23 protein-coding genes and 1 riboswitch are annotated in these 24,591 nt (G+C 41.3%); of the genes, 4 read left to right on the forward strand and 19 right to left on the reverse strand.

All coding sequences use genetic code 11. The annotated features are described in order from the left end of the window. Position 1: 1 nt before the first annotated feature. Entirely contained in the window at positions 2-478 is a 477-nt protein-coding gene (gene greA, locus R1T16_RS11240; RefSeq protein ID WP_317501203.1) for a transcription elongation factor GreA, read from the reverse strand. 164 nt (positions 479-642) lie between these two features. On the opposite strand from greA, the gene R1T16_RS11245 reads away from it, so the two are divergent. After that, entirely contained in the window at positions 643-1,071 is a 429-nt protein-coding gene (locus R1T16_RS11245) for a hypothetical protein (RefSeq protein ID WP_317501204.1), read from the forward strand. Continuing rightward, complete coding sequence (locus R1T16_RS11250; RefSeq protein WP_317501205.1) at positions 1,071-1,544, forward strand: SRPBCC family protein; 474 nt, start codon at positions 1,071-1,073, stop codon at positions 1,542-1,544. Before R1T16_RS11245 ends, R1T16_RS11250 begins: the two co-directional genes overlap by 1 nt. A gap of 38 nt (positions 1,545-1,582) precedes the next feature. Here the strand turns inward: R1T16_RS11250 and R1T16_RS11255 are convergent, their stop codons facing one another. The 6 genes from R1T16_RS11255 to R1T16_RS11280 form a co-directional block, all read right to left on the reverse strand. Further along, positions 1,583-3,877, reverse strand: a complete 2,295-nt coding sequence (locus R1T16_RS11255; protein ID WP_317501206.1) for a GH92 family glycosyl hydrolase — start codon at positions 3,875-3,877, stop codon at positions 1,583-1,585. 110 nt (positions 3,878-3,987) lie between these two features. Beyond that, a complete protein-coding gene (locus R1T16_RS11260) occupies positions 3,988-6,153 on the reverse strand; it encodes a TonB-dependent receptor (RefSeq protein ID WP_317501207.1) in 2,166 nt (721 codons plus the stop codon). Positions 6,154-6,236: 83 nt separating this feature from the next. Beyond that, positions 6,237-6,330, reverse strand: a riboswitch (TPP riboswitch). A 99-nt stretch (positions 6,331-6,429) separates the two neighbouring features. Further along, positions 6,430-6,831: an alternative ribosome rescue aminoacyl-tRNA hydrolase ArfB gene (gene arfB, locus R1T16_RS11265; RefSeq protein ID WP_317501208.1), complete on the reverse strand. Its 402-nt coding sequence runs from the start codon at positions 6,829-6,831 to the stop codon at positions 6,430-6,432. A gap of 4 nt (positions 6,832-6,835) precedes the next feature. Further along, positions 6,836-8,740 (reverse strand): DUF4301 family protein, encoded by a 1,905-nt coding sequence (locus R1T16_RS11270; RefSeq protein ID WP_317501209.1) that lies wholly within the window; start codon positions 8,738-8,740, stop codon positions 6,836-6,838. Further along, positions 8,704-9,336 carry a nicotinamide riboside transporter PnuC gene (gene pnuC, locus R1T16_RS11275; RefSeq protein ID WP_317501210.1) on the reverse strand — a complete coding sequence of 211 codons (633 nt, stop codon included), beginning with the start codon at positions 9,334-9,336 and terminating at the stop codon, positions 8,704-8,706. The genes R1T16_RS11270 and pnuC overlap by 37 nt, the downstream gene beginning before the upstream one ends. After that, a complete protein-coding gene (locus R1T16_RS11280) occupies positions 9,336-9,980 on the reverse strand; it encodes a 4'-phosphopantetheinyl transferase family protein (protein WP_317501211.1) in 645 nt (214 codons plus the stop codon). Before R1T16_RS11280 ends, pnuC begins: the two co-directional genes overlap by 1 nt. 152 nt (positions 9,981-10,132) lie before the next feature. On the opposite strand from R1T16_RS11280, the gene ahcY reads away from it, so the two are divergent. Continuing rightward, positions 10,133-11,449, forward strand: coding sequence for an adenosylhomocysteinase (ahcY, locus tag R1T16_RS11285; RefSeq protein WP_317501212.1), 1,317 nt, complete (start codon positions 10,133-10,135; stop codon positions 11,447-11,449). A 150-nt stretch (positions 11,450-11,599) separates the two neighbouring features. Here the strand turns inward: ahcY and R1T16_RS11290 are convergent, their stop codons facing one another. From R1T16_RS11290 to R1T16_RS11300, 3 genes are read right to left on the reverse strand one after another with little or no spacing between them, the layout of a single operon-like run. Further along, the gene (locus R1T16_RS11290; RefSeq protein ID WP_317501213.1) at positions 11,600-12,157 is read right to left on the reverse strand and encodes a DNA-3-methyladenine glycosylase I; all 558 of its coding nucleotides are present in this window, start codon (positions 12,155-12,157) and stop codon (positions 11,600-11,602) included. Continuing rightward, positions 12,135-12,818 carry a queuosine precursor transporter gene (locus tag R1T16_RS11295; RefSeq protein WP_317501214.1) on the reverse strand — a complete coding sequence of 228 codons (684 nt, stop codon included), beginning with the start codon at positions 12,816-12,818 and terminating at the stop codon, positions 12,135-12,137. Before R1T16_RS11295 ends, R1T16_RS11290 begins: the two co-directional genes overlap by 23 nt. Positions 12,819-12,864: 46 nt before the next feature. Further along, positions 12,865-13,452 (reverse strand): hypothetical protein, encoded by a 588-nt coding sequence (locus R1T16_RS11300; protein ID WP_317501215.1) that lies wholly within the window; start codon positions 13,450-13,452, stop codon positions 12,865-12,867. Between the two features lie 189 nt (positions 13,453-13,641). Here R1T16_RS11300 and ald point away from each other — a divergent pair, with 189 nt between their 5' ends. After that, a complete protein-coding gene (gene ald, locus R1T16_RS11305) occupies positions 13,642-14,745 on the forward strand; it encodes an alanine dehydrogenase (RefSeq protein ID WP_317501216.1) in 1,104 nt (367 codons plus the stop codon). Between the two features lie 151 nt (positions 14,746-14,896). Here the strand turns inward: ald and tsf are convergent, their stop codons facing one another. From tsf to R1T16_RS11350, 9 genes are all read right to left on the reverse strand, one after another. Then, positions 14,897-15,721: a translation elongation factor Ts gene (gene tsf / locus R1T16_RS11310; protein ID WP_317501217.1), complete on the reverse strand. Its 825-nt coding sequence runs from the start codon at positions 15,719-15,721 to the stop codon at positions 14,897-14,899. Between the two features lie 101 nt (positions 15,722-15,822). After that, complete coding sequence (rpsB, locus tag R1T16_RS11315) at positions 15,823-16,635, reverse strand: 30S ribosomal protein S2 (protein ID WP_317501218.1); 813 nt, start codon at positions 16,633-16,635, stop codon at positions 15,823-15,825. 175 nt (positions 16,636-16,810) lie between these two features. Then, a complete protein-coding gene (gene rpsI / locus R1T16_RS11320) occupies positions 16,811-17,197 on the reverse strand; it encodes a 30S ribosomal protein S9 (protein ID WP_317501219.1) in 387 nt (128 codons plus the stop codon). A 3-nt stretch (positions 17,198-17,200) separates the two neighbouring features. Next, the gene (rplM, locus tag R1T16_RS11325; RefSeq protein WP_317501220.1) at positions 17,201-17,656 is read right to left on the reverse strand and encodes a 50S ribosomal protein L13; all 456 of its coding nucleotides are present in this window, start codon (positions 17,654-17,656) and stop codon (positions 17,201-17,203) included. 202 nt (positions 17,657-17,858) lie between these two features. Further along, positions 17,859-18,314 (reverse strand): hypothetical protein, encoded by a 456-nt coding sequence (locus tag R1T16_RS11330; RefSeq protein WP_317501221.1) that lies wholly within the window; start codon positions 18,312-18,314, stop codon positions 17,859-17,861. A gap of 42 nt (positions 18,315-18,356) precedes the next feature. Next, on the reverse strand, positions 18,357-18,824 hold the full coding sequence (locus tag R1T16_RS11335; RefSeq protein ID WP_317501222.1) for a hypothetical protein: 468 nt from the start codon (positions 18,822-18,824) through the stop codon (positions 18,357-18,359). Positions 18,825-18,982: 158 nt separating this feature from the next. After that, the gene (locus R1T16_RS11340; RefSeq protein WP_317501223.1) at positions 18,983-21,844 is read right to left on the reverse strand and encodes an alpha-amylase family glycosyl hydrolase; all 2,862 of its coding nucleotides are present in this window, start codon (positions 21,842-21,844) and stop codon (positions 18,983-18,985) included. A 58-nt stretch (positions 21,845-21,902) separates the two neighbouring features. After that, complete coding sequence (locus tag R1T16_RS11345; RefSeq protein WP_317501224.1) at positions 21,903-23,009, reverse strand: SusE domain-containing protein; 1,107 nt, start codon at positions 23,007-23,009, stop codon at positions 21,903-21,905. 18 nt (positions 23,010-23,027) lie between these two features. Continuing rightward, the gene (locus tag R1T16_RS11350) at positions 23,028-24,578 is read right to left on the reverse strand and encodes a RagB/SusD family nutrient uptake outer membrane protein (protein WP_317501225.1); all 1,551 of its coding nucleotides are present in this window, start codon (positions 24,576-24,578) and stop codon (positions 23,028-23,030) included. Positions 24,579-24,591 lie beyond the last annotated feature (13 nt).

Genomic DNA, 24,591 nt, shown 5'->3' on the forward strand with positions numbered 1-24,591 from the left:
ATTAGTCTCTTGTTATTTCAAGAACCTCAAATTTAAGCGTGCCGTTTGGTACGTTAATTTCGGCAGTTTCACCTACAGATTTGCCAAGAAGGCCTTTCCCGATAGGAGAGGTAACAGAAATTTTTCCGGTTTTAAGGTCGGCTTCGCTTTCAGCAACAAGTGTATAAGTCATTTCCATGCCGTTAGCCTGGTTCTTTATTTTCACGGTGCTAAGCACAAGTGCTTTTGTAAGATCAAGCTGCGACTCGTCTATAAGGCGGGCGTTAGAAACAAGCTCTTCCATTTTAGAAATTTTAAGCTCAAGCAGTCCCTGAGCTTCTTTTGCAGCATCGTACTCTGCATTTTCAGATAGATCTCCTTTATCCCTTGCTTCGGCTATAGCAGCAGATGCCTTTGGCCTTTCAATGCTTTTTAGCTGGTCAAGCTCATCTCTCAGCTTTTTTAATCCTTCTGCGGTGTAGTAAGATACTGTACTCATAACTTCGTCGTTTATATAAATAGAAAAAATCCCATCAGGACGGGATTTCTATCTGTAAAGATAATATATTTTTAGTATTTCAATTTTTATTATATGCTATAGCATAGGTCAAAGTTAATTAAATTAAATTTGTTTCATAATTATAACGCCTAAATTTTATCAAGATGAAAAAATATATTTTACTGCTGCTTATTGTTCCCTTTTTGGTTAACTGCAGTAAAGATGACTATAACTACACTAATAAATTCCTGCCTAACTACAGCTTTTCTATAGATATAGACATGACACTGCCGTTATACAACCAGCTCCAGTTCCCGTCTAACCCCGTGCGCATCAACCAGGCGGGTATAGGTATTAATGGTGTAATCGTGATGAATACAGGCAGTGGTTATACTGCTTATGAGGCCACGTGCCCTAACCAGGCCATGTCATCGTGTTCTGTGCTTACTCTTAACGGTATATTAGTAAAATGCCCGTGCGATGGCGTAGAGTACAGCCTGTTTACGGGGCTTGCCACTTCAGCGGTACAATATCCGCTAAAGCCTTACAGGGTGTCTCTTATTGGTTCTAATATTATCAGGGTTTCTAATTAATGCCCGTAATAAGACTGCAAACGGTTGTTAATGCACCTATAGATGTGGTGTTTGATCTTTCAAGAAGTATAGATCTTCATACAATTTCCACCGCCCACACCAATGAGCAGGCTGTTGCGGGAAAGACAACAGGGCTTATAGGTATGGGCGAAAGCGTTACCTGGAAAGCGAGGCATTTTGGGGTAACCCAACTGCTTTCATCAAAAATAACCGCTTTCAGCAGGCCGAATTCATTTACTGATGAAATGGTTTCGGGTGCTTTTAAGCGCTTTAAGCACGATCATAAATTTTCAGAGGAAAATGGCATCGTGCTTATGACCGATATTTTCGATTATACCAGTCCCTATGGTATCTTTGGGCGTATAGCCGATTATCTTTTCCTCAAAAGATATATGACCGAACTGCTTACAGAAAGGAACAGGATCGTTAAGGCATTCGCTGAAGATAACAGCAAGCATACCGGACTATTATAGGATATTCCAAAGAGCTAAGAGTTTAAAAATACCTTAGTCTATTTTCGCGGTTTGCTACCCATGTAAAATACCAGCTGCCCGCCATCTGTAATTTCTTTATGGGTAATGTAGGTTCTGTCAAGCGGTTTTCCGTTAAGTGCCATTTTAATGATATATACATTTTTAGCCGACTGGTTCTTTGCCGTAATGGTAAATGTTTTTCCGTTTTCCAGGTTAAGCACCGCCTCTTTTACTTTTGGCGACCCAATGGCATACTTGTCACTACCCGGCGCCACAGGATAAAACCCAAGGCTGCTGAAAATGTACCAGGCACTCATTTGTCCCGTATCGTCATTACCGCCCAAGCCATCAGGTTTTGGTTTGTACATGGCGTCAAGTATCATGCGCACCCTTTGCTGTGTTTTTTCAGGGTGGCCGGTCCAGTTGTAAAGATAAGCCACATGGTGTGAAGGCTCGTTACCGTGTACATAGTTGCCTATGATACCGTCTCTGGTAATATCTTCGGTATTTTCAAAGTATTTATCCGGCAGGGTCATGGTGAACAGTGAATCAAGATGCTGGGTGAATTTTTCTTTTCCGCCATTCATCTTAACAAGTTCTTCAGGATAGTGAGGAACATACAAACTATAATTCCATGCGTTGCCCTCTATAAAGCCCTGTCCGTGGGTATCAAGCGGATCGAACTCCTTTTTAAAAGTGCCGTCATCAAGCTTAGGTCTCATAAAACCTGATTTTGAATCAAATACATTTTTATAATGCTGCGAGCGTTTAGTGTATTCAGCTACGGCCGATTGGTTACCCAGTTTTTTAGCTATTTGTGCAATGCACCAGTCGTCATACGCATATTCTAAAGTTTTAGAAACTGATGCTCCATTTTTATCTTCCGGCACATAGCCTTTGTTGATGTAGTAATCAATTCCGTCAAAATATTTCAGGTTTGAGGAATTAATGCAGGCTTCCAATGCTTTTTTGGTGTCAAAATTGTCATTGCCTTTTGCAATGGCATCGGCAATTACCGATACGGAGTGATACCCTATCATACACCAGTTCTCATTGGCATAATGCGACCACACCGGCAGCATCTTGTGTACGCTCTGTTCATAATGTGCCAGCATGCTTTTTATCATATCTGTATTGCGCTTCGGCTGAACGATATTAAACAGCGGATGCAGCGCGCGATATGTATCCCAAAGTGAGAAAGTAGTGTAATTGGTAAAGCCATCTGCATTATGAATGTTCTGATCAAGGCCTTTGTAACTGCCATCGGCATCCATGTAAACGGTAGGATTTATAAACGCATGGTACATGGCGGTATAAAAGTTTACCTTGTCATCTTCGGTCAGGGTTTCAACTTTAATTTTATTGAGTTCCTTTTCCCAAAGCTGTTCGCCTTCTTTTCTGGTCTTGTCAAAATCCCAATGTGGAATCTCGGCTTTAATATTGGCTAGTGCCCCTGCGGTACTTACAGGAGACAATGCCATTTTTATCATTACCTGTTCGCCTGCTTTTACATCAAAGTCAAAATACATCCTCAGGTTTTTGCCTGCCGCCTCCGGAAAGTTTTTGCTTTCGTCAAACTTGCGCCAAAAGCCTTTGTAAATATTGTTCTCATCATATTTACGTGTGCCATATTGCTTTATGGGTTTAGAGAACGACATGGCAAAGTAAACAGTTCGTGTCCTTGCCCATCCATTAGTCTGTCGGTAACCGGTTATGAGCGTATCGTTCTCAATGCGCACAAACGTCCATACGTTTTTTTCGTTATGGTTGTAAATGCCGTGCATCAGGTCAAAAATAATATGGGCCTCGTTAGCTTTAGGAAAAGTATAGCGATGGAAACCTACGCGCTGGCTTGTTGTCAGCTCGGCAATGATGTTATTGTCATCCAGTTTTACTTTGTAGTAATTGGCCTGTGCCGTTTCATTAGCATGAGAAAATGCAGAGCGGTAGCCTGACAGCGGTTTGTCTGCCGTTCCGGGATTCAACTGCAATTTGCCTGTCGTGGGCATGATAAGAAAATCGCCCAGGTCGCTGTGGCCTGTTCCGCTAAAATGGGTATGGCTAAAGCCTACAATTGTTTTGTCTTCATATTGGTAGCCGGAACAGTATTCATACACTTTACCGTTGTATTTTTTATTGAGCTCATACGAAATCGTATCGGTATCGGGACTTAACTGCACCGATCCAAAAGGTACTGTTGCACCCAGATAGGTGTGCCCCATGCGCTGCGTGCCAATAATAGGGTTTATGTATTGATAGTTTTTCTTTTCTGGTTTTTGGGCTAACGCCATTACCGAAAGCAGTAGGAAAGTGAAGACAAATTTTAATTTCATGACTGATAGTTGTAGGGTAAAAGTAATTATTTTACCTAAAAGTTAGTGAAATAAAAAAAGCGGAAACCAAAGGCTTCCGCTTAATATAAAGCAATTTTTTAGGTGGATTTTTAAAATTTAAGCGTAGCGCCCACAAGAAAGTTAATGCCTGCCTGCGGATAATAGTATGGATCGCCATACATCGCCCCGTTAGAAACATATTCTTTGTCAAAGATGTTATTTACCAATCCGTTAAATACTATCGATTTGAACACCTTGTTAATGTTCCACTCATAGCTGATGTTCAGGTCGCTGGTAAAATAGCTTTTTAGTTTAGCGCTTGGTGTTTCGTAGTTATCCATAAACTGCTCACCCACGTATTTAGATAAAAACGCTATCTGAAAACCTTTTACAGGTACATAAATAAGCTGGTTGCCTGCTATCACACTTGGTGAGAAAGCAATTTCCGTATCGCCAAGGTTTTGCGTGCCCGCTTCTGTTTCTATATTGAAATCAACGTTTTTGTTGTCGCTCACGGCAATGTTAGGCCTTAGTATCCATTTGTCGGTAAGTACAAGCGTTGCATCGGCTTCTATACCCATACGGTAACTGTCGCCGCTATTTGTATAAATGTAACCGCCCACATCGTTAAGCTGTCCTGTAAGTACCAGCTGGTCTTTGTACCTCATATAATAACCGTTAATGTTTACAGTGCTTTGCCCCGATTTAAATCGCCAGCCTAACTCAAAATCGTTAAGGCTTTCCGGTTTAGAGCTTCCGTTCTCATAATCGCTGCGGCGTGGCTCTTTGTTAGCGCGGGCATAAGAGAAGTAAATGTTATTCTTGTCGTTTACAGTATAAGTAAGACCTGCTTTAGGATTAAAGAAGTTAAAGGTGTCGTTTACCGGCTGCGGTGTATCATTGCTTTCAAGAACGTTGCTCGCTTCATACTCCACATGGCGCACCTGCAGGTCTCCAAAAAGGTTCAGTTTGCTTGTTATCTGGTAGTTTGCCTTTGCATAGATGTTTGAATCCTGCTTATCGGCATCATTGTCATAATACCTGTCGCCAGGACGTACACTGGCCGAATACTGTGCCCATATCACGTTGCCGTAATGTGCACCTTTGTATTTGTTCCACGCACCGCCCATAACGATATTTAATTTATCGTCTTTATAATTTGCAGATAGTGTATAACCATAAAAATCGTTGTCAAGCCATTTTTGGGTGATCAGGTCGGCTGCGGTAATTTCTGTACCTTCTATCGTTACAGGCAGTAATCCGTATTTAGCAAACCCTGCATCATCGCGGTAGTTCTCATAATAACCTTTACCACGCGTGTAGTGCAACGCGGCGTTCGTACTCCATCGGTCGCTCCACCTTTCATTCCAGTGCAGCTGGTAGTTATCCTGCTGGTAATTGTCGGTTTCGTTATTGTAAAAACGGGTATCGCCATTTTCATCAGTATACATTCCTGACGGATTAAAACGCCTGTTGCTAACCAGTGTAGCAGCATCAATACCATTCCATGCCTGGTATGTTTTTTCTTTTCCGCCAAAGACCAATGCCTTAATAAGGGTAGTATTACCTACATAGGTTCCCTGAAGGAAGTACGACTTAAGGTCAGACGACGCCCTGTCGATATATCCGTCTGAAGCAAGGCTTGAAAGACGCCCTGCAATCTCAAACTTATCGTTCATAAGCCCGGTGCTGAATTTTACCGTGTGCTTTCTTGACCCGTAGCTGCCAAAAGAATTAGATATCTCACCACTCGAATCGTTTTTATAGGTATCAGTAAGAACATTAAGGCTGGCGCCAAAAGCACCTGCACCATTGGTAGACGTACCAACGCCGCGCTGAAGCTGAATGCTTTCGGCAGATGATGCAAAATCGGGCATATTAACCCAGAATGACCCATGCGATTCGGCATCGTTAAATGGAATTCCGTTCAGGGTCACGTTAACACGTGTAGCGTCGGCACCCCTTACACGTATGCCGGTGTAGCCAAATCCGTTACCGGCATCGGTAGTTGTTACGACAGACGGCAGGTAGTTAAGAAGTACAGGAATATCCTGGCCCAGGTTACGCGGGGCAAGCTCTGCTTTGGTTACGTTGGTAAAAGTTACAGGAGTGTTGCTGTTGGCACGTACCGCCTGTACCAATACTTCGTCCAGTTTATTGACTGAATCTTTTACTACAGGCTGCTGTGCATAGGCAAAGCCTCCAAGGCCGAGAATTAATAAAGGAAGTTTTTTAAAAGCTTTACAGCTTTCAGGAAAAATGAATAAAGTTTTCATTCGTAAAATATTTACGAATAAAAGGGGCAATTATTCTACTGTTAGTTAAAAAATGATTGTTTGGCATAGGTAAGGCGTGCACTCCGTTCCGTTTGCCTGTTCCCTTGGCAGCATTACCTGCCCAGGTTCTTTGGGTATAATCTCAGCTCGTTATTTAGAGCACCCCTTTGAGACGGGGCAAAAGTACAAAAAGTATTGAGATATTAGTATTGAGATTTTGAAATTAACTGTATAAATGTGTACTTAGGTCTCATGTCTAAAATCTCAATACTCAAATTAAAAATCCGGCCTTCTCCTCGATTGTTTTTTCTCGGCCTGCCTGCGTTTTCCTTCTATGCGTTTCTTGATCACCGACCGTGGAATGCGCGTAGGTTTCCTTGGCTTTTCCTCTTTCAGTGCAGCGTCCATTACAGTGATGAACCGTTTGGTAACAATATCTTTGTTGCGTAACTGGCTGCGGTCTTCGTCACATTGAAGGATGAGTATGCCATCGTTTGTTAAACGCGGGGCAAGCCTTGTTTCTGCAAGCAGTTTTTCTTCGTCGGTAAGCGCGTTGCTTGCCATAAGGTTAAAGCTCAGCACGACTTTAGACGAAACTTTATTTACGTTTTGTCCGCCGGCACCGCTGCTTCTTACCGCTTTATAATCTAATTCCTGTAGTATTTGTCCTGTATTCATTGTGTTACCAGGGCTGGTGCGCCGGTTTTAAGAGGTCGTTTACCGTTTTAACGGGGTTAAAGGTATCAAGGGGAACTTCTGCAAAAATGGTTATCCATCCCGCCATAGAGCCGTTCCATAAGCCGGGAAGCTCATACGATTTTACTTCTTTGCCTAGCCTGTTCTTATGCACTATAAAGCCCGATGCAGTATCTACAAATTCGTTAAGGTTAAAAAACTCTCCTTTGTAGTTCTTTATACCACATACAAGGTCTACCGGGTTGAAATGAGAGGCGTTGGCAAAAATAGCTTTTTGCGATCTGCTGTCAAGGTCTATCTGAGAGCTTTCTACAATTTGCAGCGAAAGATTTCCTTTATCGCACTCAATCCAGAAAGGCCCTCCGCCTGGCTCACCTTCATTTTTAACCATTCCGCATACGCGGATAGGCTTATTAAGCAGCTCTTTTACATATTCTTTTTTATGTTCAGGAGTATATTTATTGATAACCTGCGGAATATGCAGCGAAAGCTTATTTTGTGCAAATGCCAGTACTTTATTTATATCATCGTCACTGAGCTCATTGTTGTCTATGAGGTTAAGATACCTGAAGATTTCATTTTGAAGTTCTATTAATATACCTGCAAGCGCCTTTTTATAAAGGGCAATCGTTTGCAAATTATTGTGGCCTACGTTATCTATGTTTTTGATGAAAACAATGTCTGCATCCAGTTTACCCAGATTTTCAATCAGTGCACCATGTCCCCCAGGCCTGAAAAGCAAACGTCCGTCAATGTCCCGAAACGGCGTATTGTCTATGTTTACAGCGAGTGTATCGGTGTTTTTGTGCTGGTACGAAAAGCTAAAGTTTATTTTTGTCTGCGCATCTGCTTCTACTTCATCAATAACCTCCCTTATGCTGTCAAGAAACCCGTCAAGGTGGTCTTCAGAAATTGTAAATTCGATGTTTGCATTGCCCTGAGATGCTGCATATTCTACACTTTCTTTTAAGTGCTCGTATATTGGGGTGGCTATAAAATTGCCGTAGTGGTGAAAAGGCAGTATGCCTTTAGGTTTATTGGCAAAATCAAAAGCATTGCTGCTCAGCATGGTGTTTATAAAGGCAAGTATTTTTTTGTCTTTAGGCAGTGCAGTAAAGCCTTCATCCAGCTTTAAAGAGTCCATAACCTGTTTATAGAACGGAAATTTTTCAAGTCCCACCATAAATACAGAAAGGTCAGAATCTTTTTTACGGTTTCTGTAAGCGTTTATCGTTTCTTTATCGGGATTAAAATCGCCTACAAATTCATTAAGAAATTTAAACATCCTCGTAGCAGCACCAGATGCCGGTACAAATTTGGTAAGCTTAAGGCTGTCTTTTTTGCTGTCAAAGATTGCGGCATACTCTGAAGCTTTCTCTTCAGGGAGTTTAAAGATGCCATCGCCTATAAGCGCAGGTTTCTTTAAAGTCGCCTTTGTTATGCCATTCTTAAAAATATGCAGCTGGTGTTGTATGGTTTCAATTGCAATGCCGCGGTTATTAATGTCGGCAAAATCAGCGGCAGAGAATCCCATTGCCAGTGCTTTTTCAAGCTCGGTAAGGGTCTCCTTTGCGATTGCTGTAAATTCTGCCGGTGATGAGTTGATCATTATATTTGGCTGGTGGTTGTTGGTTAGTCTTTGGCTTAGTTTTTTTATAGATGCATCTTCGGTGCCATTGGTTGCGTTAAGAATTAAAAATAACTGTGCGGCCCTGTCATTTTCATTTAGGGCTTTGTCAATGCTTATAATGCGAAGCGTATAATCAAATATGCTGCTTTTATCTCCGGGAACAAAGTTTTTTAACTCTTCTGCAACAGTCCTGCCATTCAGTCCATTGCCGTAGATGGTAATGTTTACGCTTGTTTTTCGCTTAGTAATGTTTTCTTCCATGACATGTAGCCAAAAATGGCAATTACAGTTAAAATTACATTCAGCAGGCTGGTAAGGGTGTATCCTTTTATAAAGAACAGTGGTATTGCTATGATATCTCCAACAATCAAAAACAGCCAGTTTTCAATTTTTCGTTTGGCCATAAGCCACATCCCTACAAAGAAGAGGCCTGTAATAAAGGTATCTATATAAGACAGCCTGCTGGTAAATTTATCAAAATAAATATAAACCGCCGAAATCCCAATTACAGATAATGTAAATATAATGACAGACTTCACCCTGTCGTCAGCATTCATTGCAGATATTTTTAATACATCATGGTTGGTACTGTCTTTTTTGCTCCAAAGCGTCCAGCCGTAAATACTCATGTAAAAGTAATAGGCGTTAATAATCATTTCGCCATACAGGTTCCATTGCAAGAGGAGGTAAACAAAGATGCCTGTGCTTATAAGCCCGGTAGGGTATACCAATACATTGTTTTTCCAGGAGTATATAACACTGAATACGGCAAAAATGGTCGCTATGGCTTCAAGTGTAATATGAAGCGTGCTGTAATCTTTGTACTGGGCAAAGAGAAAATCAAAAATTTCGCCCATTATATAAGCGTTTTGCTGCCCAGGCAGTATACAAGGATAAAGTCTTCTATCTCTTCAAAAAAGAAAGGGTAGCTCTCGTTTATTTCTTCATATTTTACTGACGCCATGCCTCGTTTTTCAGGAAGGTCAAAGGGGAAAACATAGATGTTCTGCTTAAAGCTAAGCCCCGCGCGCGAAATCATTTTGTAGACTGCCTCCTTAACGCCCCATATCACGATAAGCTTGTGCATGTAATCGCTTAACTGCGTTGGGTCAAGATAGGCAAATTCGGGCTCAATGAATTTATCGGCAATCGTAATTACCTTTTCGCGCTGCAACTCCATGTCAATACCAATATCATTCTTACTGATAATAATTGCCGAAAAAGCATAAGAATGCGTAATGGAGATATTCATACCATCGGTAAGGTGCGGCTTTCCGTCATTGTCATAAAAAAGGTCAAAATCAGTGTAGCCTATTTCCTGAAGCAGCATGCGCACGCCAAGAAATCCTTTTTTGTGCAGCTCGCTTTTCATGCCATCTATCCTTGCACTGCAGGTATCTTTAAGTTTTACCTGTTCAAAAAACTCCTCCAGGCTTTCGGTGTTTTTCCAGATAAGCAGTCGGGTGTCGTTGTTTATGGTTATAGATTTGTATAAAGGCATTGGATATAGTTAATGGCCGAAATTCATGTTGTTGTTTACCAAACAATTAAGGCTACGGCAAGTTTTTATATTTTATTGTTAAAGCGGGTGAATTAAAAATTCATTCACTAAATTTGCAAAAATTTTTTTGCTAATACAAATATACAATATTCATGAGTACTACAACGCTGCCCTTTGTGGCATACAAAGTAAAGGATATTTCGCTTGCGGAATGGGGAAGAAAAGAGATTGGTCTTGCTGAAGCTGAAATGCCTGGCCTAATGGCACTTCGTGCAGAGTATGGCGCTTCTCAGCCGCTTAAGGGTGCGCGTATTGCAGGATGCCTTCACATGACGATCCAGACAGCTGTTCTTATAGAAACGCTTGTTGCTCTTGGTGCACAGGTTACATGGAGCTCATGCAACATTTTTTCTACCCAGGACCACGCTGCTGCTGCAATTGCCGCTGCAGGTATCCAGGTATATGCATGGAAAGGCCTTAACGAGGAGGAGTTTGACTGGTGTATAGAGCAAACGCTTTTCTTTGGTGAAGAACGTGAGCCGCTTAACATGATACTTGATGATGGTGGTGATCTTACAAATATGGTTTTTGACCGTTTCCCTGAGCTTACAGCTGCAATAAAAGGACTTTCGGAAGAAACGACTACAGGTGTTCACCGTCTTTACGAAAGAATGAAAAACGGTACGCTTGTTATGCCGGCGATCAACGTTAACGATTCTGTTACTAAATCTAAATTTGATAACAAATACGGCTGTAAAGAAAGTGCCGTTGATGCGGTACGCCGTGCAACAGACCTTATGCTTGCAGGTAAAAGGGTAATTGTATGTGGTTACGGAGACGTAGGTAAAGGTAGTGCAGCTTCTTTCCGTGGAGCAGGTTCTATCGTTACGGTTACCGAAATTGACCCTATCTGTGCGCTTCAGGCTGCTATGGATGGTTTTGAGGTTAAAAAACTGGATACGGTAATTTCTAATGCAGACATCATCATCACGACTACAGGTAACAAAGATATCGTTGTGGGCCGCCACTTTGAGCAAATGAAAGATAAGACTGTTGTTTGTAACATCGGACACTTTGATAACGAAATCGACATGGCATGGTTAAACAAAAACCACGGTGCGTCTAAAATTGAGATCAAACCACAAGTAGATAAATATACTATTGCAGGTAAAGATGTCATCATTCTTGCAGAAGGCCGCCTTGTTAACCTTGGTTGTGCTACAGGCCACCCAAGTTTTGTAATGAGTAACTCGTTCACAAACCAGACACTCGCCCAAATTGAACTTTGGACAAACAGTGCTGCTTATGGAAACGAAGTGTATATGCTGCCTAAGCACCTTGACGAAAAAGTGGCTTCACTTCACCTTGCTAAACTTGGTGTAGAGCTTGAAACACTTAACGATGAGCAGGCTGCTTACATTGGTGTTGAGGTTCAGGGGCCATTTAAACCTGAGTACTACAGATACTAATATGTAGTGTTGAGAAGTGAGTATTGGGATTTTAGATTTTTAGTTTGAAATTTTAATGTCACTTAGATATAAAGACAAACCCCGCAACTGCGGGGTTTATCTTTATATATGGTTGAGTGAAGCTTTCTAAATACTCGCATCTCAATACTATTATCTAAAATCGCATTCCAATATATGGTCATTAACCATTCCTGTTGCCTGCATATTAGCGTAAATAACTGTTGAGCCCACAAACTTAAACCCTCTCTTTTTCATGTCTTTGCTTATCTTGTCAGACAGTGGCGTAATGGCAGGAACCTGTGCCATAGATTCAAATTTGTTGTCTACAGGCTGGTTGCTGCTGAATGCCCAGTAGTAATCGGAGAAGCTGCCAAACTCTTCCTGAATTTTAATGAAAGCCTGTGCGTTGCTTACTGCGGCCAGTACTTTTAACCTGTTACGGATGATTCCGGCGTCCTGTAATAGTCCCTCAATCTTTGCGTCATCATATTTAGCAATCTTTAGGTAGTCAAAATTATCAAATGCGTTTCGGAAGTTTTCGCGCTTGCGCAGAATGGTAATCCAGCTCAGTCCAGCCTGAAAAGTTTCCAGTAGCAGGAACTCAAAGAGTTTATGGTCGTCATAAACGGGTTTGCCCCATTCATTATCGTGGTAGTCTTCATAAAGTGCGTCGCCTACGCACCATTTACAGCGTGTCTTGTTGCTCATGGGGTAAAGTGTTTGACTTGTCGTTATGAATGTATTTATCAATTAATAAATGGCCGAGATAAATAAGCGGGGTCAATACTATTGCAATGATCAGTTTCACAAAATATCCTGTAAAGCCCGAAGCAATGTAGGTTTTAGTATCCATTTGGCCTGTTGCCCAAAAAGCGATGCCCAGCACTATGAAACTGTCAAAAAACTGCGATATGACCGTAGAACCCGTACTGCGCAGCCAGATGTATTTGTTACCGGTTTTGCGCTTTACCCAATGGAACAGCGTCACATCTATAAGCTGCGATACCAAAAATGCAGTAATGCTGCCTACGATGATCCACATTCCCTGGCCAAACACAGCATCAAACTGCGTATCCTGAACGCCTATGCCCTTAACTGCCGGAATGCTTAGCGCCAGCCAAAGCATAAAAAAACAGTAGGCTATCAACCCTGCGGTTATGTAAGACAGTCGGCGAACGCCCTTTTCGCCAAAATATTCGTTGATAAGGTCGGTTGTTATAAATACGACAGGCCATGGCAATATGCCTACGCTCATGGGTACGGATGCTACATTGATTAGTTTTCCGCCAATAAGTTCGGCTACAACGGCATTGGTAATAAAAATCCCTGCCAGGATTACATAAATGGTGTCTTTACGGGTCTTGAACATAAAAAAGAGTAAACCGTAAAGGTAAAGAATTATGTTTTACGGGATGTTACAGCATTTTAGCTTCTTTTCGTATTGTGGCAAAGTTTTCATCGTTCACGTCGGTTTCCATAATGTAGATTTTTCCGCCATCGTTAAAGACCCTGTCCTCTAATTCTGTAATCGTGATTTCTTCACAGGCTGTCGGGATAAGAGAGGGCTCTATCAGTTTTATCCACTTGCCTTTTTTAAAAGCATAGGTAGTGAAGTGGTAAACGCATCCATTCATGGGTGCCTGAAATACCGAGAATTCATCTGCACCGTCACCGTCGAGGTCACCTTCATTTATTATGATCGCCTCGCAGCATTCTATCGGCAGATCAGGTAATTTTTCACCTGAAAATTTTACCGAGTATTCGTCAGGTGTTCCATCTTCTATAGGATTACTTTTTCCTTTTTTGGTCAATATTATATTGGCTGTCTCTTCTGTTTCATCCCCATTATAATCAGCGCTATTATTGGGAATAGTTTTCTCCGGCTGTATATCTTCTATTACTGTTTGCGTAGAATCCTTTGGTGTCGGCTTAACCGTTCCTGTCGTGTTTTCTTTTTTGCAGGCAAAAAGCGTGAACAGGCAAAAGCAAAATATTTTTCTCATAAAATCTTTTTGATTAGTAAATATAAGAAAAAGCTTTTTCAGGGGTGTAGGGTTATTTGTAATGTTTTTTTGGGTTTGGTGTATGCTTTTTATAGGGGTGTAGGTTAAAAATTTCAAAATAAATTCGATTTGTGCAATATTTTAAGGGGGTATGCGTTTATATTTGTATTAATTATTAAATCATACGCCATGAAGATAGGGGTGCCAAAGGAAATAAAGAATAATGAAAGCCGGGTAGCCCTTACACCGGCGGGGGTGTTTGAATTGGCCACGTACAGACATCAGGTTTACGTGCAGGAAAGTGCAGGCGAAAGCAGCGGTTTTTCTGATGAAGACTATCGCGATGCGGGAGCTGTGCTTATGCCTACTGCCGAGGCTGTTTATGCCATGGCAGATATGATCGTTAAAGTTAAGGAGCCTGTAGCGTCGGAGTATCCGCTGATCAAAAGGAACCAGGTAATATTTACCTATTTCCATTTTGCATCAAGTGAAGTGCTTACTAAAGCTATGATGGCAAGTAAAGCGGTTTGCATCGCGTATGAAACCGTAAGTGATGACGATGGTTTCCTGCCACTACTAACGCCTATGAGCGAAGTTGCCGGGCGTATGGCAATTCAGCAGGGTGCTAAATATCTTGAGAAGCCTATTAAAGGCAGGGGTGTATTGCTTGGCGGTGTGCCGGGTGTTCCTCCGGGCAGGGTGCTTGTGCTTGGGGCGGGAGTTGTAGGTATCCAGGCGGCTAAGATGGCTGCAGGGCTGGGAGCACACGTTACCATCCTTGATATAAATATGAAGCGCCTTCGCTATGTGAACGATGTAATGCCACCTCATGTGGTGACTGAGTTTAGCAGTGTTTACAATATAAAGAAACATATAAAAGACCACGATCTTATAATAGGTGCAGTACTTATACCGGGTGCTAAAGCACCGAATCTTATTACCCGCGAAATGCTTAAAGAGATGCGTCCGGGGACGGTATTGGTAGATGTAGCAGTAGACCAGGGAGGCTGTTTCGAAACTACCCGTCCTACGACACACGAAGAGCCTACTTTTATTATTGATGATATTGTGCATTACTGTGTGGCTAATATGCCGGGAGCGGTGCCATATACGTCTACACTGGCGCTTACTAATGTAACACTGCCGTATGTTTTAAAACTGGCTAATCTGGGGTGGGAAGAAGCCTGCTCTAAGTATCCCGACCTAGGCCGCGGACTGAATATTGTAAAAGGCGAGGTTGTGATTGAAGAAATTAAAAAAGCGTTCAAAGAAGTGGATCTGGTTGTTCGGTAATTTCGGTTATAGGTTACCGGCTTTCACCAGGTCTTATCATAAGAAAATAGTTTTCGTTATTGTTTGTTTGTTGTTTGCGGCTGGAGGAGTCCGGCCATAAAAAAACCCCGAATGAGAGTTCGGGGTTCTTTGTATTTATAAGGTTTTGAACTTATGCAAGCGCAACCCTTTTGAAACCTGTAACAACAAGAGAAGCATCAACAGACTTCACATACTCGCTTACGCTAAGTTTGCTGTCTTTAATGTAATCCTGGTTGACAAGAGTGTTGTCTTTAAAGAAACGGCCAAGTTTACCTTTAGCGATGTTTTCAAGCATAGCTTCCGGTTTACCTTCCTGACGTAGAAGATCTTTAGCGATCTCGATTTCTTTCTCAACAGTTGCAGCATCAACACCTTCCTCGTTAAGAGCAATAGGTGCCATAGCAGCAGCCTGCATAGCAACGTTACGTGCAGCTTCTTCGCCACCCGCAACATTACCAGAAAAACTAACAAGAGTAGCGATCCTGTTACCAGCGTGGATGTAAGAACCTACGAATGCACCTGTAAGTGTTTCGAAAGAACCGATCTCGATTTTTTCACCAATAACACCAGTTTGCTCGATAAGTTTTTCTTCAACAGTGATACCGTTAAAGTCAGCAGCAAGGAAATCTTCTTTAGATGTAAAGTTAAGTGCAAGTGCAGCAAGGTCGTTAGCAAGCTTAACGAAAGTTTCGTTTTTAGCAACGAAGTCAGTCTCACAGTTAAGAGAGATAACAACACCAGCAGTTTTGTCAGCGTTAACAACAGCAATAACAGCACCTTCAGTAGACTCACGGTCAGCTCTGTTAGCGGCTACTTTCTGACCTTTCTTACGAAGGTTTTCAATTGCTTTGTCAAAATCTCCATCAGCTTCAACAAGTGCTTTTTTGCAGTCCATCATACCTGCACCTGTAATTGTTCTTAGTTTATTTACGTCTGCAGCAGTTATATTTGCCATTTTGAATAATTGTTTTTAGTTAAAAAAATAAGCCGTTATGATGATAATATGCTACAAAAGTAAACATCTACCAGCACAACGGCTTTATTGTAATGTTATCTTTACTCTTCAGTAGCAGTTGGAGCTTCTGTCTGAGCAGGAGCTTCAGTAGCAACCGGTGCAGCAGCAACTGGTGCAGCTTCTGTAGCCGGAGCAGCGTCATCCTGGAAGTCATCTTTGTCTGATTTTCTATCAGAAAGACCTTCGATAACAGCGCCTGTTACAAGAGATAAGATTTTGTCTATAGATTTAGAAGCATCATCATTTGCAGGGATAACGTACTCAACCTGACGTGGGTCAGAGTTAGTATCTACCATTGCGAAAACCGGAATGTTTAATTTTTGAGCTTCTTTTACTGCGATGTGTTCAGCTTTGATATCTACAACGAATAACGCAGCAGGAAGCCTTGTCATGTCAGCTATAGAACCTAAGTTTTTCTCAAGTTTTGCACGTAGACGATCAACTTGCAGACGCTCTTTCTTAGAAAGTGTCATGAATGTACCGTCTTTCTTCATTTTATCAATAGAAGCCATTTTTTTAACAGCTTTACGGATAGTAACGAAGTTTGTTAGCATACCACCAGGCCACCTTTCAGTGATGTACGGCATGTTTGCAGCAGCTGCTTTTTCAGCAACGATGTCCTTAGCTTGTTTTTTTGTAGCAACAAAAAGGATTTTTCTGCCTGATGCAGCAATTTTTTTAAGGGCTTCATTAGCCTCTTCAATTTTAGCTGCAGTTTTATACAGGTTGATAATGTGTATACCATTACGCTCCATGTATATGTAAGGAGCCATGTTTGGATCCCATTTTCTGGTCATGTGTCCAAAGTGTACACCTGCTTCCAGTAAGTCTTTAACTTCTACTTTATTTGCCATTTTTGTAATAGTTTACGTTCTGTTGAGTAAGCAATGATTAAGTGGCGATTTTTTCGGCCTTAACCATTTAGATGCTAAACTAACCCTTCACCTCAGTGGGGCAACAACAACATTTGTTTTTAAATTCAATAATAAAAATGAACAGTATTGGATAATAAAATCCAATAGTGACATATTAACGTTTAGAGAACTGGAATCTTTTACGAGCTTTCTTCTGACCGAATTTCTTACGCTCTACCATTCTTGGATCCCTTGTTAATAGTCCTTCTGGTTTAAGGATGCTTCTGTTTTCAGCATCAACTTCGCACATAGCTCTTGCAATTGCCATTCTCACAGCTTCTGCCTGGCCAGTTGAACCACCGCCATAAACATTTACTTTTACGTCAAAGTTATCAGCAGTACCTGTTAGGGTAAGAGGCTGTAGTACTTTGTACTGTAAAGTTGGAGTTGGGAAATACGTTGCAAATTCTCTTTTGTTAACCGTGATTTTACCTGTTCCTTCAGAAAGGTAAATACGGGCAACAGCAGTTTTTCTCCTGCCAATTTTGTGAATTGTTGCCATTTTTTACTTTAAATCGTTTAAATTAACGGTTTTAGGAGTCTGTGCATCATGTTTGTGCTCAGCGCCTACATATACATTCAGGTTGCGGAAAAGTTCTGCGCCTAATTTGTTTTTAGGAAGCATACCTTTTACTGCTTTCTCTACTAAGATTGCAGGGTTCTTAGCCTGTAATACTTTAGCAGTTAAAATTCTTTGTCCACCTGGGTAACCTGTGTGACGGATGTAAGTCTTGTCATCCAGTTTGTTACCTGTTAGGTTGATCTTTTCTGCATTGATAACGATTACGTTATCTCCACAGTCCACGTGCGGTGTGTAATTTGTTTTGTATTTACCTCTTAAAAGCATCGCAACTTTAGAAGCAAATCGGCCCAAATTATGACCCTCAGCGTCAACAACGATCCACTCTTTCTGAGCAGTAGCTTTGTTAGCCGATACTGTCTTGTAGCTTAATGTGTTCACAATAAATTATTTTAATTAAACATTCCATCCCCAATAAAGGGGATGCAAAAGTACAATTATTTCTTAGAAATTCAAATAGATAGAAAAATTATTCTTTTAAGACTAATTTTTTGATAGTGAAGACGGTAAAGATAAGGCAATTATTTAATGTATCAATTGAGTTAGTGCGTCAAGAACGAGAGTGATGCGCCAAAAGTATTGCCTAAAATCTGCTCCAGTATTTCGCGCTTAGATTTTCAAGTAATTCTAAATCGATTACATTGGTATTATGGTCACATATTGTATATGTTTTACAATTTAAGCGAAGACAATTTGCTATATAATTTAATCCTTCATTTACCTGCCAACAATTTACCTCGATATTTCCATTGTTAATTGCTGCTCTATAGATGTCAATTTCTTCTCTGAAAATTTCAGTTGGTTCAGTTAGGATTATTGGTGTTTTTTCAGAGTTGGGAATGTTTTTAAATGTCTCTAATTCTATTAAAGTTATTTCTGTGAGCTCAAGATAAAAATACTCAAACTCCGGATCTATTAGTTCTGCTAAATATTTACAGCTAATTATTAATATTAGTTTGACACCTTCTTTTTTGTAATTTTCAATACAACCATCGTGGAAGATTGTAAATAAACTGGCTAATTCTTCGGTTACAGACATTGAATTGATTTATAGAAGCTAATATAGAGTAAAATTTTAGTTTTACTCCAACGGCCTTAGCGTATTGCTATACGTTATCACAAAAGGATTTTCTGCCCCCGGTTCTTTCATTACGTAAATATATTTATGCTTTTGGGCTTCTTTGGCAGAGATGATGGCTTCTTTTTTAGTAAGGTTGTCATATACTTTAGTGTCTACCGTATTATCTATGCGTATCTCTTCGGCTATGCCCGATTTTAAGTTGGAAATTGGGTATCCTTTATATAAGGTCTTTTTTTCGTTTGAAGCCGTTATCTCTTCACCCTTATAATTCTTGGTAAATATGAGTACCGAAAATCCTTTGCCCGATGCATTCAGCTTTTTTAGCAGTGCGGTTTTTTCTTTGTTCTCTGCCGACCTAAAGTCATCTTTATACTGGACGGTTGGTTTTGCATTAGTCTTTCCTGTTTTAGAAGTGCTGCACATGGTAAACAATAATGCTGAGCATATAATAATGATGGCTTTTTTCATAAATCTGGTTTAATTTTCCTGCATTAGGCGTAAGCAGATTTATAAATTTAGGATTTAAGGGCATTTACACATAACCCTTTAAGATATATATAACAAAAGACCCCCGTTATTAAACAGGGGCCTTCGCGAAATTTAAATATGTAAAAAACTAACTCAACTTAATTTCTTATAAGCTTTAATGTGCTCTGGCGGTTATCAGAATCTGTAACATTTACAAGGTACAAACCTGTGTTAAGGCTGCTCACATCATATATAGTAAACGCTGCCGATGCGCCAAACGTTTTTACAAGCTGGCCTGTTAATGCATACACTTCAATTTTAGCTGCTGCTACATTCAGTGCAAATACATCAGTTGTAGGGTTAGGGTAAAGCGCTGCTTTTTCTATAGCCTGCTCATCTGTTCCTAAAACAACAGTCTGGTTACCATAGATCCTGAATTCTCCCGCTGCAAGGCTTATTGGTGCAGCAGTGCTTGTTACTTCAAGCGGAGAGTTGTCCATAAGGTTATACCATGTTCCTGTCGATGGGAAATCCGGCGTTATGTTTTGTGCAGTCACATTAAAGTTGCTTAATACTACAACGCTGTTTAGTGATGTTGCAGGAAGCGTAGCGTCAGATATGTATACCTTTGGAGTCAGCGTGCTAGCCGACGCCATTGTGTAGTCTCCTTCAAATACGGCTTCATCTTTCTTAAGCTGTATCATCCTTTTCCAGTCGTAGTATATTTTAGCACGCTGTGCAGTTGTAAGCCAGTTGTCTGCCCATTGCGGCTGTGGCTTAGTGTCAAGTTTACAATCGCCATCTGTACCTCCTGTTGGGTTTACAGTGCCGTTGTTGCAGGTAAATATAGAAAGATCCCATCCAAGCTCGCCAAATTGCCATATCATTTTAGGCCCTGGTACCATAAAGAATACCGCTCCCTGTGCACTCATTCTTGAAAGTGCTACATTGAGGTTCTTTACGTCATGCGCAGGGTTTGAGCCGCTGCCGTACTGAAGATTCTTGTACATCAGCCTTTCTTCATCATGGCTTTCTGCGTAGCCTACCACCCTTTTTCCTAAGAAATCAGCGTGTGCTTTGTGGCCCACACGTGCAATATTAGACTGGTCGGCATAACCCATTGTAAGCTGGTTATAAGCATTGTTGATGTTGCCCCAAAGCATAACGCCCTTACCTTCGTCATATCTATAGTTAGCCCATTCTTTCTCTTCAGCATCTGTTCCCAGGTGTTCAAAGATCGTGTAATGAGTAGGGTCTAAGCTCCACGAGTAATCAGCATATTCTTTAAGCACGTCAACCCTGTCCTGCTGGTAAGCGTTAGTACATGATTCGTCATCTGCCGAACAGTTTTGTGTAAATCCTTTAGTTAAGTCCCAACGGAAACCGTCTATGTGGTATTCTTCTATCCAGTGCTTAACAACTCTTTTTACGTAGTTTTTTGTAAGCGGCTGCTGATGGTTAAAATCGTTACCTACATTATAAGAGTGTTTTGCAACTGTATTAAAGTATGGGCTGTCGCTGCTTGGGCCTCCCCATCCGTCACCGTCAGGGTCGTTCATCCACATACGCACAAGCGGATTGCGGTCGAAAGCGTGGTTAAGCGCAACGTCCATTATTACTGCAATACCATTTTGGTGGCAAATGTCTATAAGCTCCTTAAGCTTTTCAGACGGGCCGTAGAATTTATCCAGTGCCATGTGAAAAGCTGTGTTGTAACCCCAGCTTTCATTACCTTCAAACTCCATTACCGGCATAAGCTCAAGCGCGTTGATGCCAAGAGTTGTAAAGTAGTCTATCCTGTCAATAAGGTCCTGGTAGTTCCTGTCGGCATCAAAATCCCTAACAAGCGCCTCATAAATAACAAGGTCTTCTTTTTTAGGTTTTTCAAAATTAGTTACCTGCCAGTCGTAAGCAGCCTGTCCTGTTTGCAGTACCGTAACTTCTCTGTCCTGTCCCGATGGATATGCAGGGATATTAGGGTATGAAGACGCCGGTATTGTGGCATCGTCAAACGGAGAAAGTACCAGCGTAGAATACGGATCGGCCGTTTTTACGATTTTTGGAGAGTTGGCAACCGGCGCTTCATCAACCACCCAGTATTGGTAGCTGTACGATTGTCCTGATGTAAGGCCTGTAAGCTCTAACCAAAATTTACCAGTTGCCGGGTCTTTTTTCATGGCATACGCCGATGTAGGCTGCCAGTTGTTAAAGCTTCCTGCCACATATACATAATCTTTACCGGGAGCATCAAGCACAATAGTTGCCTTTGCAGCATCTGTACTGTCATAGTTTATACCGTCTGTTAATCCTGTTGGTAAAGCTTCAGCAGCTACCGTAGGACTCACAACTACGGCAAACGATTTTACAACTGTGTTCTCGCCTTGCGTTACAGTAAGCTCGTAGTTTTGGTTAGCTGTAATGTTGGTGTGGTTAAAGGTATAGTTCGCTGTTGCAGCATTAGTATTAAGTACAACGCCGTTAGATTTTAAGGTGTAGCTAGCATTACCATCTGTGTTAGAAGCTGTAATGTTAAGGCTCGCGCCAGCTGTAAGCAGGGTAGTGCTGTTTTGCGCAGGAGTATTTAACGTAACCTGAAATGCGCCAACATTAATAAATATATCCTGCGATTTCTTATCGCCTGTGCCGTCTTTTGCTTTTACAAGAAAGCCTATCCTGCCTATGCCCGTCCTGTTGTAAAACGTGGTAGGAACATAAGTAAGTGTGTAGGTGTCAGTACCTGCATTGTAAGTAAACTTATTCGTTTCAGACGATGCCGTCCATGAACCGTTAGTAGGGCAGTCCTGGCTGTTTTCGTAGTTGGTGTCCAGCGACCATCCCCAGTAGTACAGTGCATTGTTTGTAATGCCCCATGCTGCCTCGTTAACACTCGATCCGTTTACGGTAATGGTAATCGAAGTGGTTTCTTCAAGCCCTGCCGGTGTCACGGTATAGGTTATGTTTTGCTGTTGCGCAAAAACGCTAAACCCAAACAGTAAGCATAATAGTGTAATTTTTTTCATAGATGTATGGTAATAAATAAAGGGGGTTGCGTTAGCAGCCCCCTTATCTTAAATAATATTATTGTTTAACAATGGTATAAGTATAAGCTCTTGGGTTGCTTAGATCCAGTGTTATGACATAAGTTCCTGCTTCGGCAACACCAATGTTCTGGCCGCCATAAGAAAGTTCTCCGCTTGTACTGTTAACAGTAACATCGCCCATGTTGATATCCCATGCATTGTTAGCTCTGAATTTCCATCCGTTATCCGGAGCAGCCTGAGCTGTAAGAGCAACGGTAATAGTCCATTTTTTAGTTTCAGCATTGTAAGTCATAGGAGTACTGTTGTCCCATCCTCCTGGAGTAGCGTTACCTATTACACCCCACTCGGTAGCTGTAAGCTTATAAGTAAGGGCATCTGTGTCAGCTTCTACACGGTAATAGCCTGCAGCAGGTACTTTAATGTTAGTTTCACCTTCCTGTGCAAGTATGCCAGAAGTACCGCTTGCATCAGCATCAGCATAATCTCCTGTAAAGTCTACAGCATTTGGTATGAATTTAACCTCAGGAGCAGCGTCATTAAAGTAGATGTACCCTTCAAAAGCAGTCTCGCCGTAAGCAGCAGCCTGGATGAACGGAGGCGTAGTGTTGTCTCCCCAGTTTGGTCCGTAACCACTTGCCGCTGTAAAGTTACCTCTCAGGTAAAGTTTAGGGCTTTCAGTTGTATACGGTGTAATGTCTATTTTAATAGAGTTAGACGTCATTGGCATTGCATTGTTAGTACCAAGAGACGCAGCAATCCTTACATCAAGGCTGCCTAATTCATAAGGAGTAAGACCTGCTTCCAGCGCTTTACCGTTAAGTTCTGCAACCGTCATTGTAAACACGCGGTTAGTTGTAGTACCTGCAGATATTACAGTGGCAAAATCAGTACCTGCAACAGCCATTTCAATGTTGTAATTAATCTCTGTAGGCGCAGTATAATCGCCATGGTTCCATACTAAAGTAAGCGCAGGGTTAGACTGAAGATCCGGGTCAAGCACGATTGCAGTGGCGTCTTGCGGAGAGATCAGTACCGGTGCAGCAGCATCCGTTGCGATTGTTTTGTTATCGTCGTCACTGCACGATGTTGTCATTACTGATACAAACAGTAATGATATAAGTGATAGGTTTACTATTTTTTTCATTTTTGTTAGATTTTGGTATTAATAGCCTGGGTTCTGAGTTAGGTTAGCATTTGCCTGGATTGCCGTTAAAGGAATAGGGAATACTTTATAGGTATCCGGTATTGCAGCACCGTTTACAGCATTTCCTTTCCATGGCCATAAATAAGCACCGCCTGTAAATTTGCCAAAACGGATAAGGTCTGTCCTTCTGTGTCCTTCAAGGTTAAGCTCTCTTGCTCTCTCGTCAAGAAGGAAGTCAAGCGTAAGCTGCGCAGAAGTAATTGCGCCTGCATGCGACCTGTTTCTTACTGCATTTACATAATCTAAAGCCTGAGATGCTGTACCTCCTGCGCCGCCTCTCAGTACACATTCAGCATACATAAGATAAACGTCAGCAAGCCTGTACATAGGGAAATCTGTGCTTGAGAATGATGTAGACAAAGATGTTCCTGAGAAATTAGTGTTCCTGAATTTTACAGCAGGATAACCGTCGGTCCATTTTTTATAATCTGCCATTTCATAAGCGTGTCCTGTTGTCCAGAATAATTTAGCCCTGTCATCTGGAGATGTTCCAAGGTTGCCATATAAACCATACCATGCCTTTGTAGCCCTGTGGCCTGTCCAGCCGTCACTCGTTCCAAAATCGTTAAGGTTCATGGTTTCTGTACTGCATGATCCGTTTACAATATAGGTGGTGTTACCAAAACTCTGGCTTGTTACCGCATCGGCAAGAAGTGGGAAGATAACCTCTGTAGAAGTTTCGTTATCTCCTGAGAACTGGCTTACAAAGCTTCCTGCTAACTGATAGTTACCTTCGGTAACAATTTTATTGATGTAGGTAAGCGCATCTGTGTAGCGTTGCGTACCTGTGTACACTTCTGCATTAAGGTAAAGCTTAGCTAGAGTCATGCGTACTACAGATTTGTTAGCTCTTCCATAAGTATTAGTAAGCGATATTTTTCCTTCAATATCAAGAAGTTCGCTTTCCACATAGTCAAAAAGTTCTTTTCTTGATGATTCAGGAAGTGGAGTTGTGCTTCCGTAGTTTGATTCGTTTACAATAACACCTTTACCAAAACAGTCTATCATGTAGTAATAAGAAAGTGCCCTTATAAAACGAAGCTCACTTACAATCTGCTCTTCGTTAGGTACATCTACAGTGTTAAGTGCAATGATAATGTTTGTACTTTGAGGTACGATATAATATACCCTGTCATACAGGTATCTGAAGAATTTATTGTTTGAATTCCATCTCGAGGTGGTTGTAAGCTGGTCAAGACCATCATCTCCCCAACGGTTCTTCATGCCATCGGCAGTAAATTCCTGTAGGTTGATAATACCCCTTAAGAATGCTGTTTCTCCTGGATCTGGCCCTGTAATGTCAGAGCTTCCCGCACCTTTACTCCCTGAAAGGGCAAAAGTACCATACATTTTAGATAAAAGCCCTTCGATAGCATTAGGGTCTTTAGCCAAAAGGTTTTCTAATGATAACTCTACTTTTGGCGTAGTGTCCAGCTCATCGCTGCATGAAGAGAACAGCAGCGTGGCAGTACATAATCCAAGAATTATCTTTTTACTTATATTTTTCATATCCAATTTTATT

It is taken from the genome of Flavobacterium sp. DG1-102-2 (assembly GCF_033042555.1).
In the GTDB taxonomy this organism is placed as follows: Bacteria; Bacteroidota; Bacteroidia; order Flavobacteriales; family Flavobacteriaceae; genus Flavobacterium.

What these genes read in the sequence shown, in the direction of transcription:
- greA (WP_317501203.1), bottom strand. Translation starts at nt 478, where the DNA reads ATGAGTACAGTATCTTACTACACCGCAGAAGGATTAAAAAAGCTGAGA.
- R1T16_RS11245 (WP_317501204.1), top strand. Translation starts at nt 643, where the DNA reads ATGAAAAAATATATTTTACTGCTGCTTATTGTTCCCTTTTTGGTTAAC.
- R1T16_RS11250 (WP_317501205.1), top strand. Translation starts at nt 1,071, where the DNA reads ATGCCCGTAATAAGACTGCAAACGGTTGTTAATGCACCTATAGATGTG.
- R1T16_RS11255 (WP_317501206.1), bottom strand. Translation starts at nt 3,877, where the DNA reads ATGAAATTAAAATTTGTCTTCACTTTCCTACTGCTTTCGGTAATGGCG.
- R1T16_RS11260 (WP_317501207.1), bottom strand. Translation starts at nt 6,153, where the DNA reads ATGAAAACTTTATTCATTTTTCCTGAAAGCTGTAAAGCTTTTAAAAAA.
- arfB (WP_317501208.1), bottom strand. Translation starts at nt 6,831, where the DNA reads ATGAATACAGGACAAATACTACAGGAATTAGATTATAAAGCGGTAAGA.
- R1T16_RS11270 (WP_317501209.1), bottom strand. Translation starts at nt 8,740, where the DNA reads ATGGAAGAAAACATTACTAAGCGAAAAACAAGCGTAAACATTACCATC.
- pnuC (WP_317501210.1), bottom strand. Translation starts at nt 9,336, where the DNA reads ATGGGCGAAATTTTTGATTTTCTCTTTGCCCAGTACAAAGATTACAGC.
- R1T16_RS11280 (WP_317501211.1), bottom strand. Translation starts at nt 9,980, where the DNA reads ATGCCTTTATACAAATCTATAACCATAAACAACGACACCCGACTGCTT.
- ahcY (WP_317501212.1), top strand. Translation starts at nt 10,133, where the DNA reads ATGAGTACTACAACGCTGCCCTTTGTGGCATACAAAGTAAAGGATATT.
- R1T16_RS11290 (WP_317501213.1), bottom strand. Translation starts at nt 12,157, where the DNA reads ATGAGCAACAAGACACGCTGTAAATGGTGCGTAGGCGACGCACTTTAT.
- R1T16_RS11295 (WP_317501214.1), bottom strand. Translation starts at nt 12,818, where the DNA reads ATGTTCAAGACCCGTAAAGACACCATTTATGTAATCCTGGCAGGGATT.
- R1T16_RS11300 (WP_317501215.1), bottom strand. Translation starts at nt 13,452, where the DNA reads ATGAGAAAAATATTTTGCTTTTGCCTGTTCACGCTTTTTGCCTGCAAA.
- ald (WP_317501216.1), top strand. Translation starts at nt 13,642, where the DNA reads ATGAAGATAGGGGTGCCAAAGGAAATAAAGAATAATGAAAGCCGGGTA.
- tsf (WP_317501217.1), bottom strand. Translation starts at nt 15,721, where the DNA reads ATGGCAAATATAACTGCTGCAGACGTAAATAAACTAAGAACAATTACA.
- rpsB (WP_317501218.1), bottom strand. Translation starts at nt 16,635, where the DNA reads ATGGCAAATAAAGTAGAAGTTAAAGACTTACTGGAAGCAGGTGTACAC.
- rpsI (WP_317501219.1), bottom strand. Translation starts at nt 17,197, where the DNA reads ATGGCAACAATTCACAAAATTGGCAGGAGAAAAACTGCTGTTGCCCGT.
- R1T16_RS11330 (WP_317501221.1), bottom strand. Translation starts at nt 18,314, where the DNA reads ATGTCTGTAACCGAAGAATTAGCCAGTTTATTTACAATCTTCCACGAT.
- R1T16_RS11335 (WP_317501222.1), bottom strand. Translation starts at nt 18,824, where the DNA reads ATGAAAAAAGCCATCATTATTATATGCTCAGCATTATTGTTTACCATG.
- R1T16_RS11340 (WP_317501223.1), bottom strand. Translation starts at nt 21,844, where the DNA reads ATGAAAAAAATTACACTATTATGCTTACTGTTTGGGTTTAGCGTTTTT.
- R1T16_RS11345 (WP_317501224.1), bottom strand. Translation starts at nt 23,009, where the DNA reads ATGAAAAAAATAGTAAACCTATCACTTATATCATTACTGTTTGTATCA.
- R1T16_RS11350 (WP_317501225.1), bottom strand. Translation starts at nt 24,578, where the DNA reads ATGAAAAATATAAGTAAAAAGATAATTCTTGGATTATGTACTGCCACG.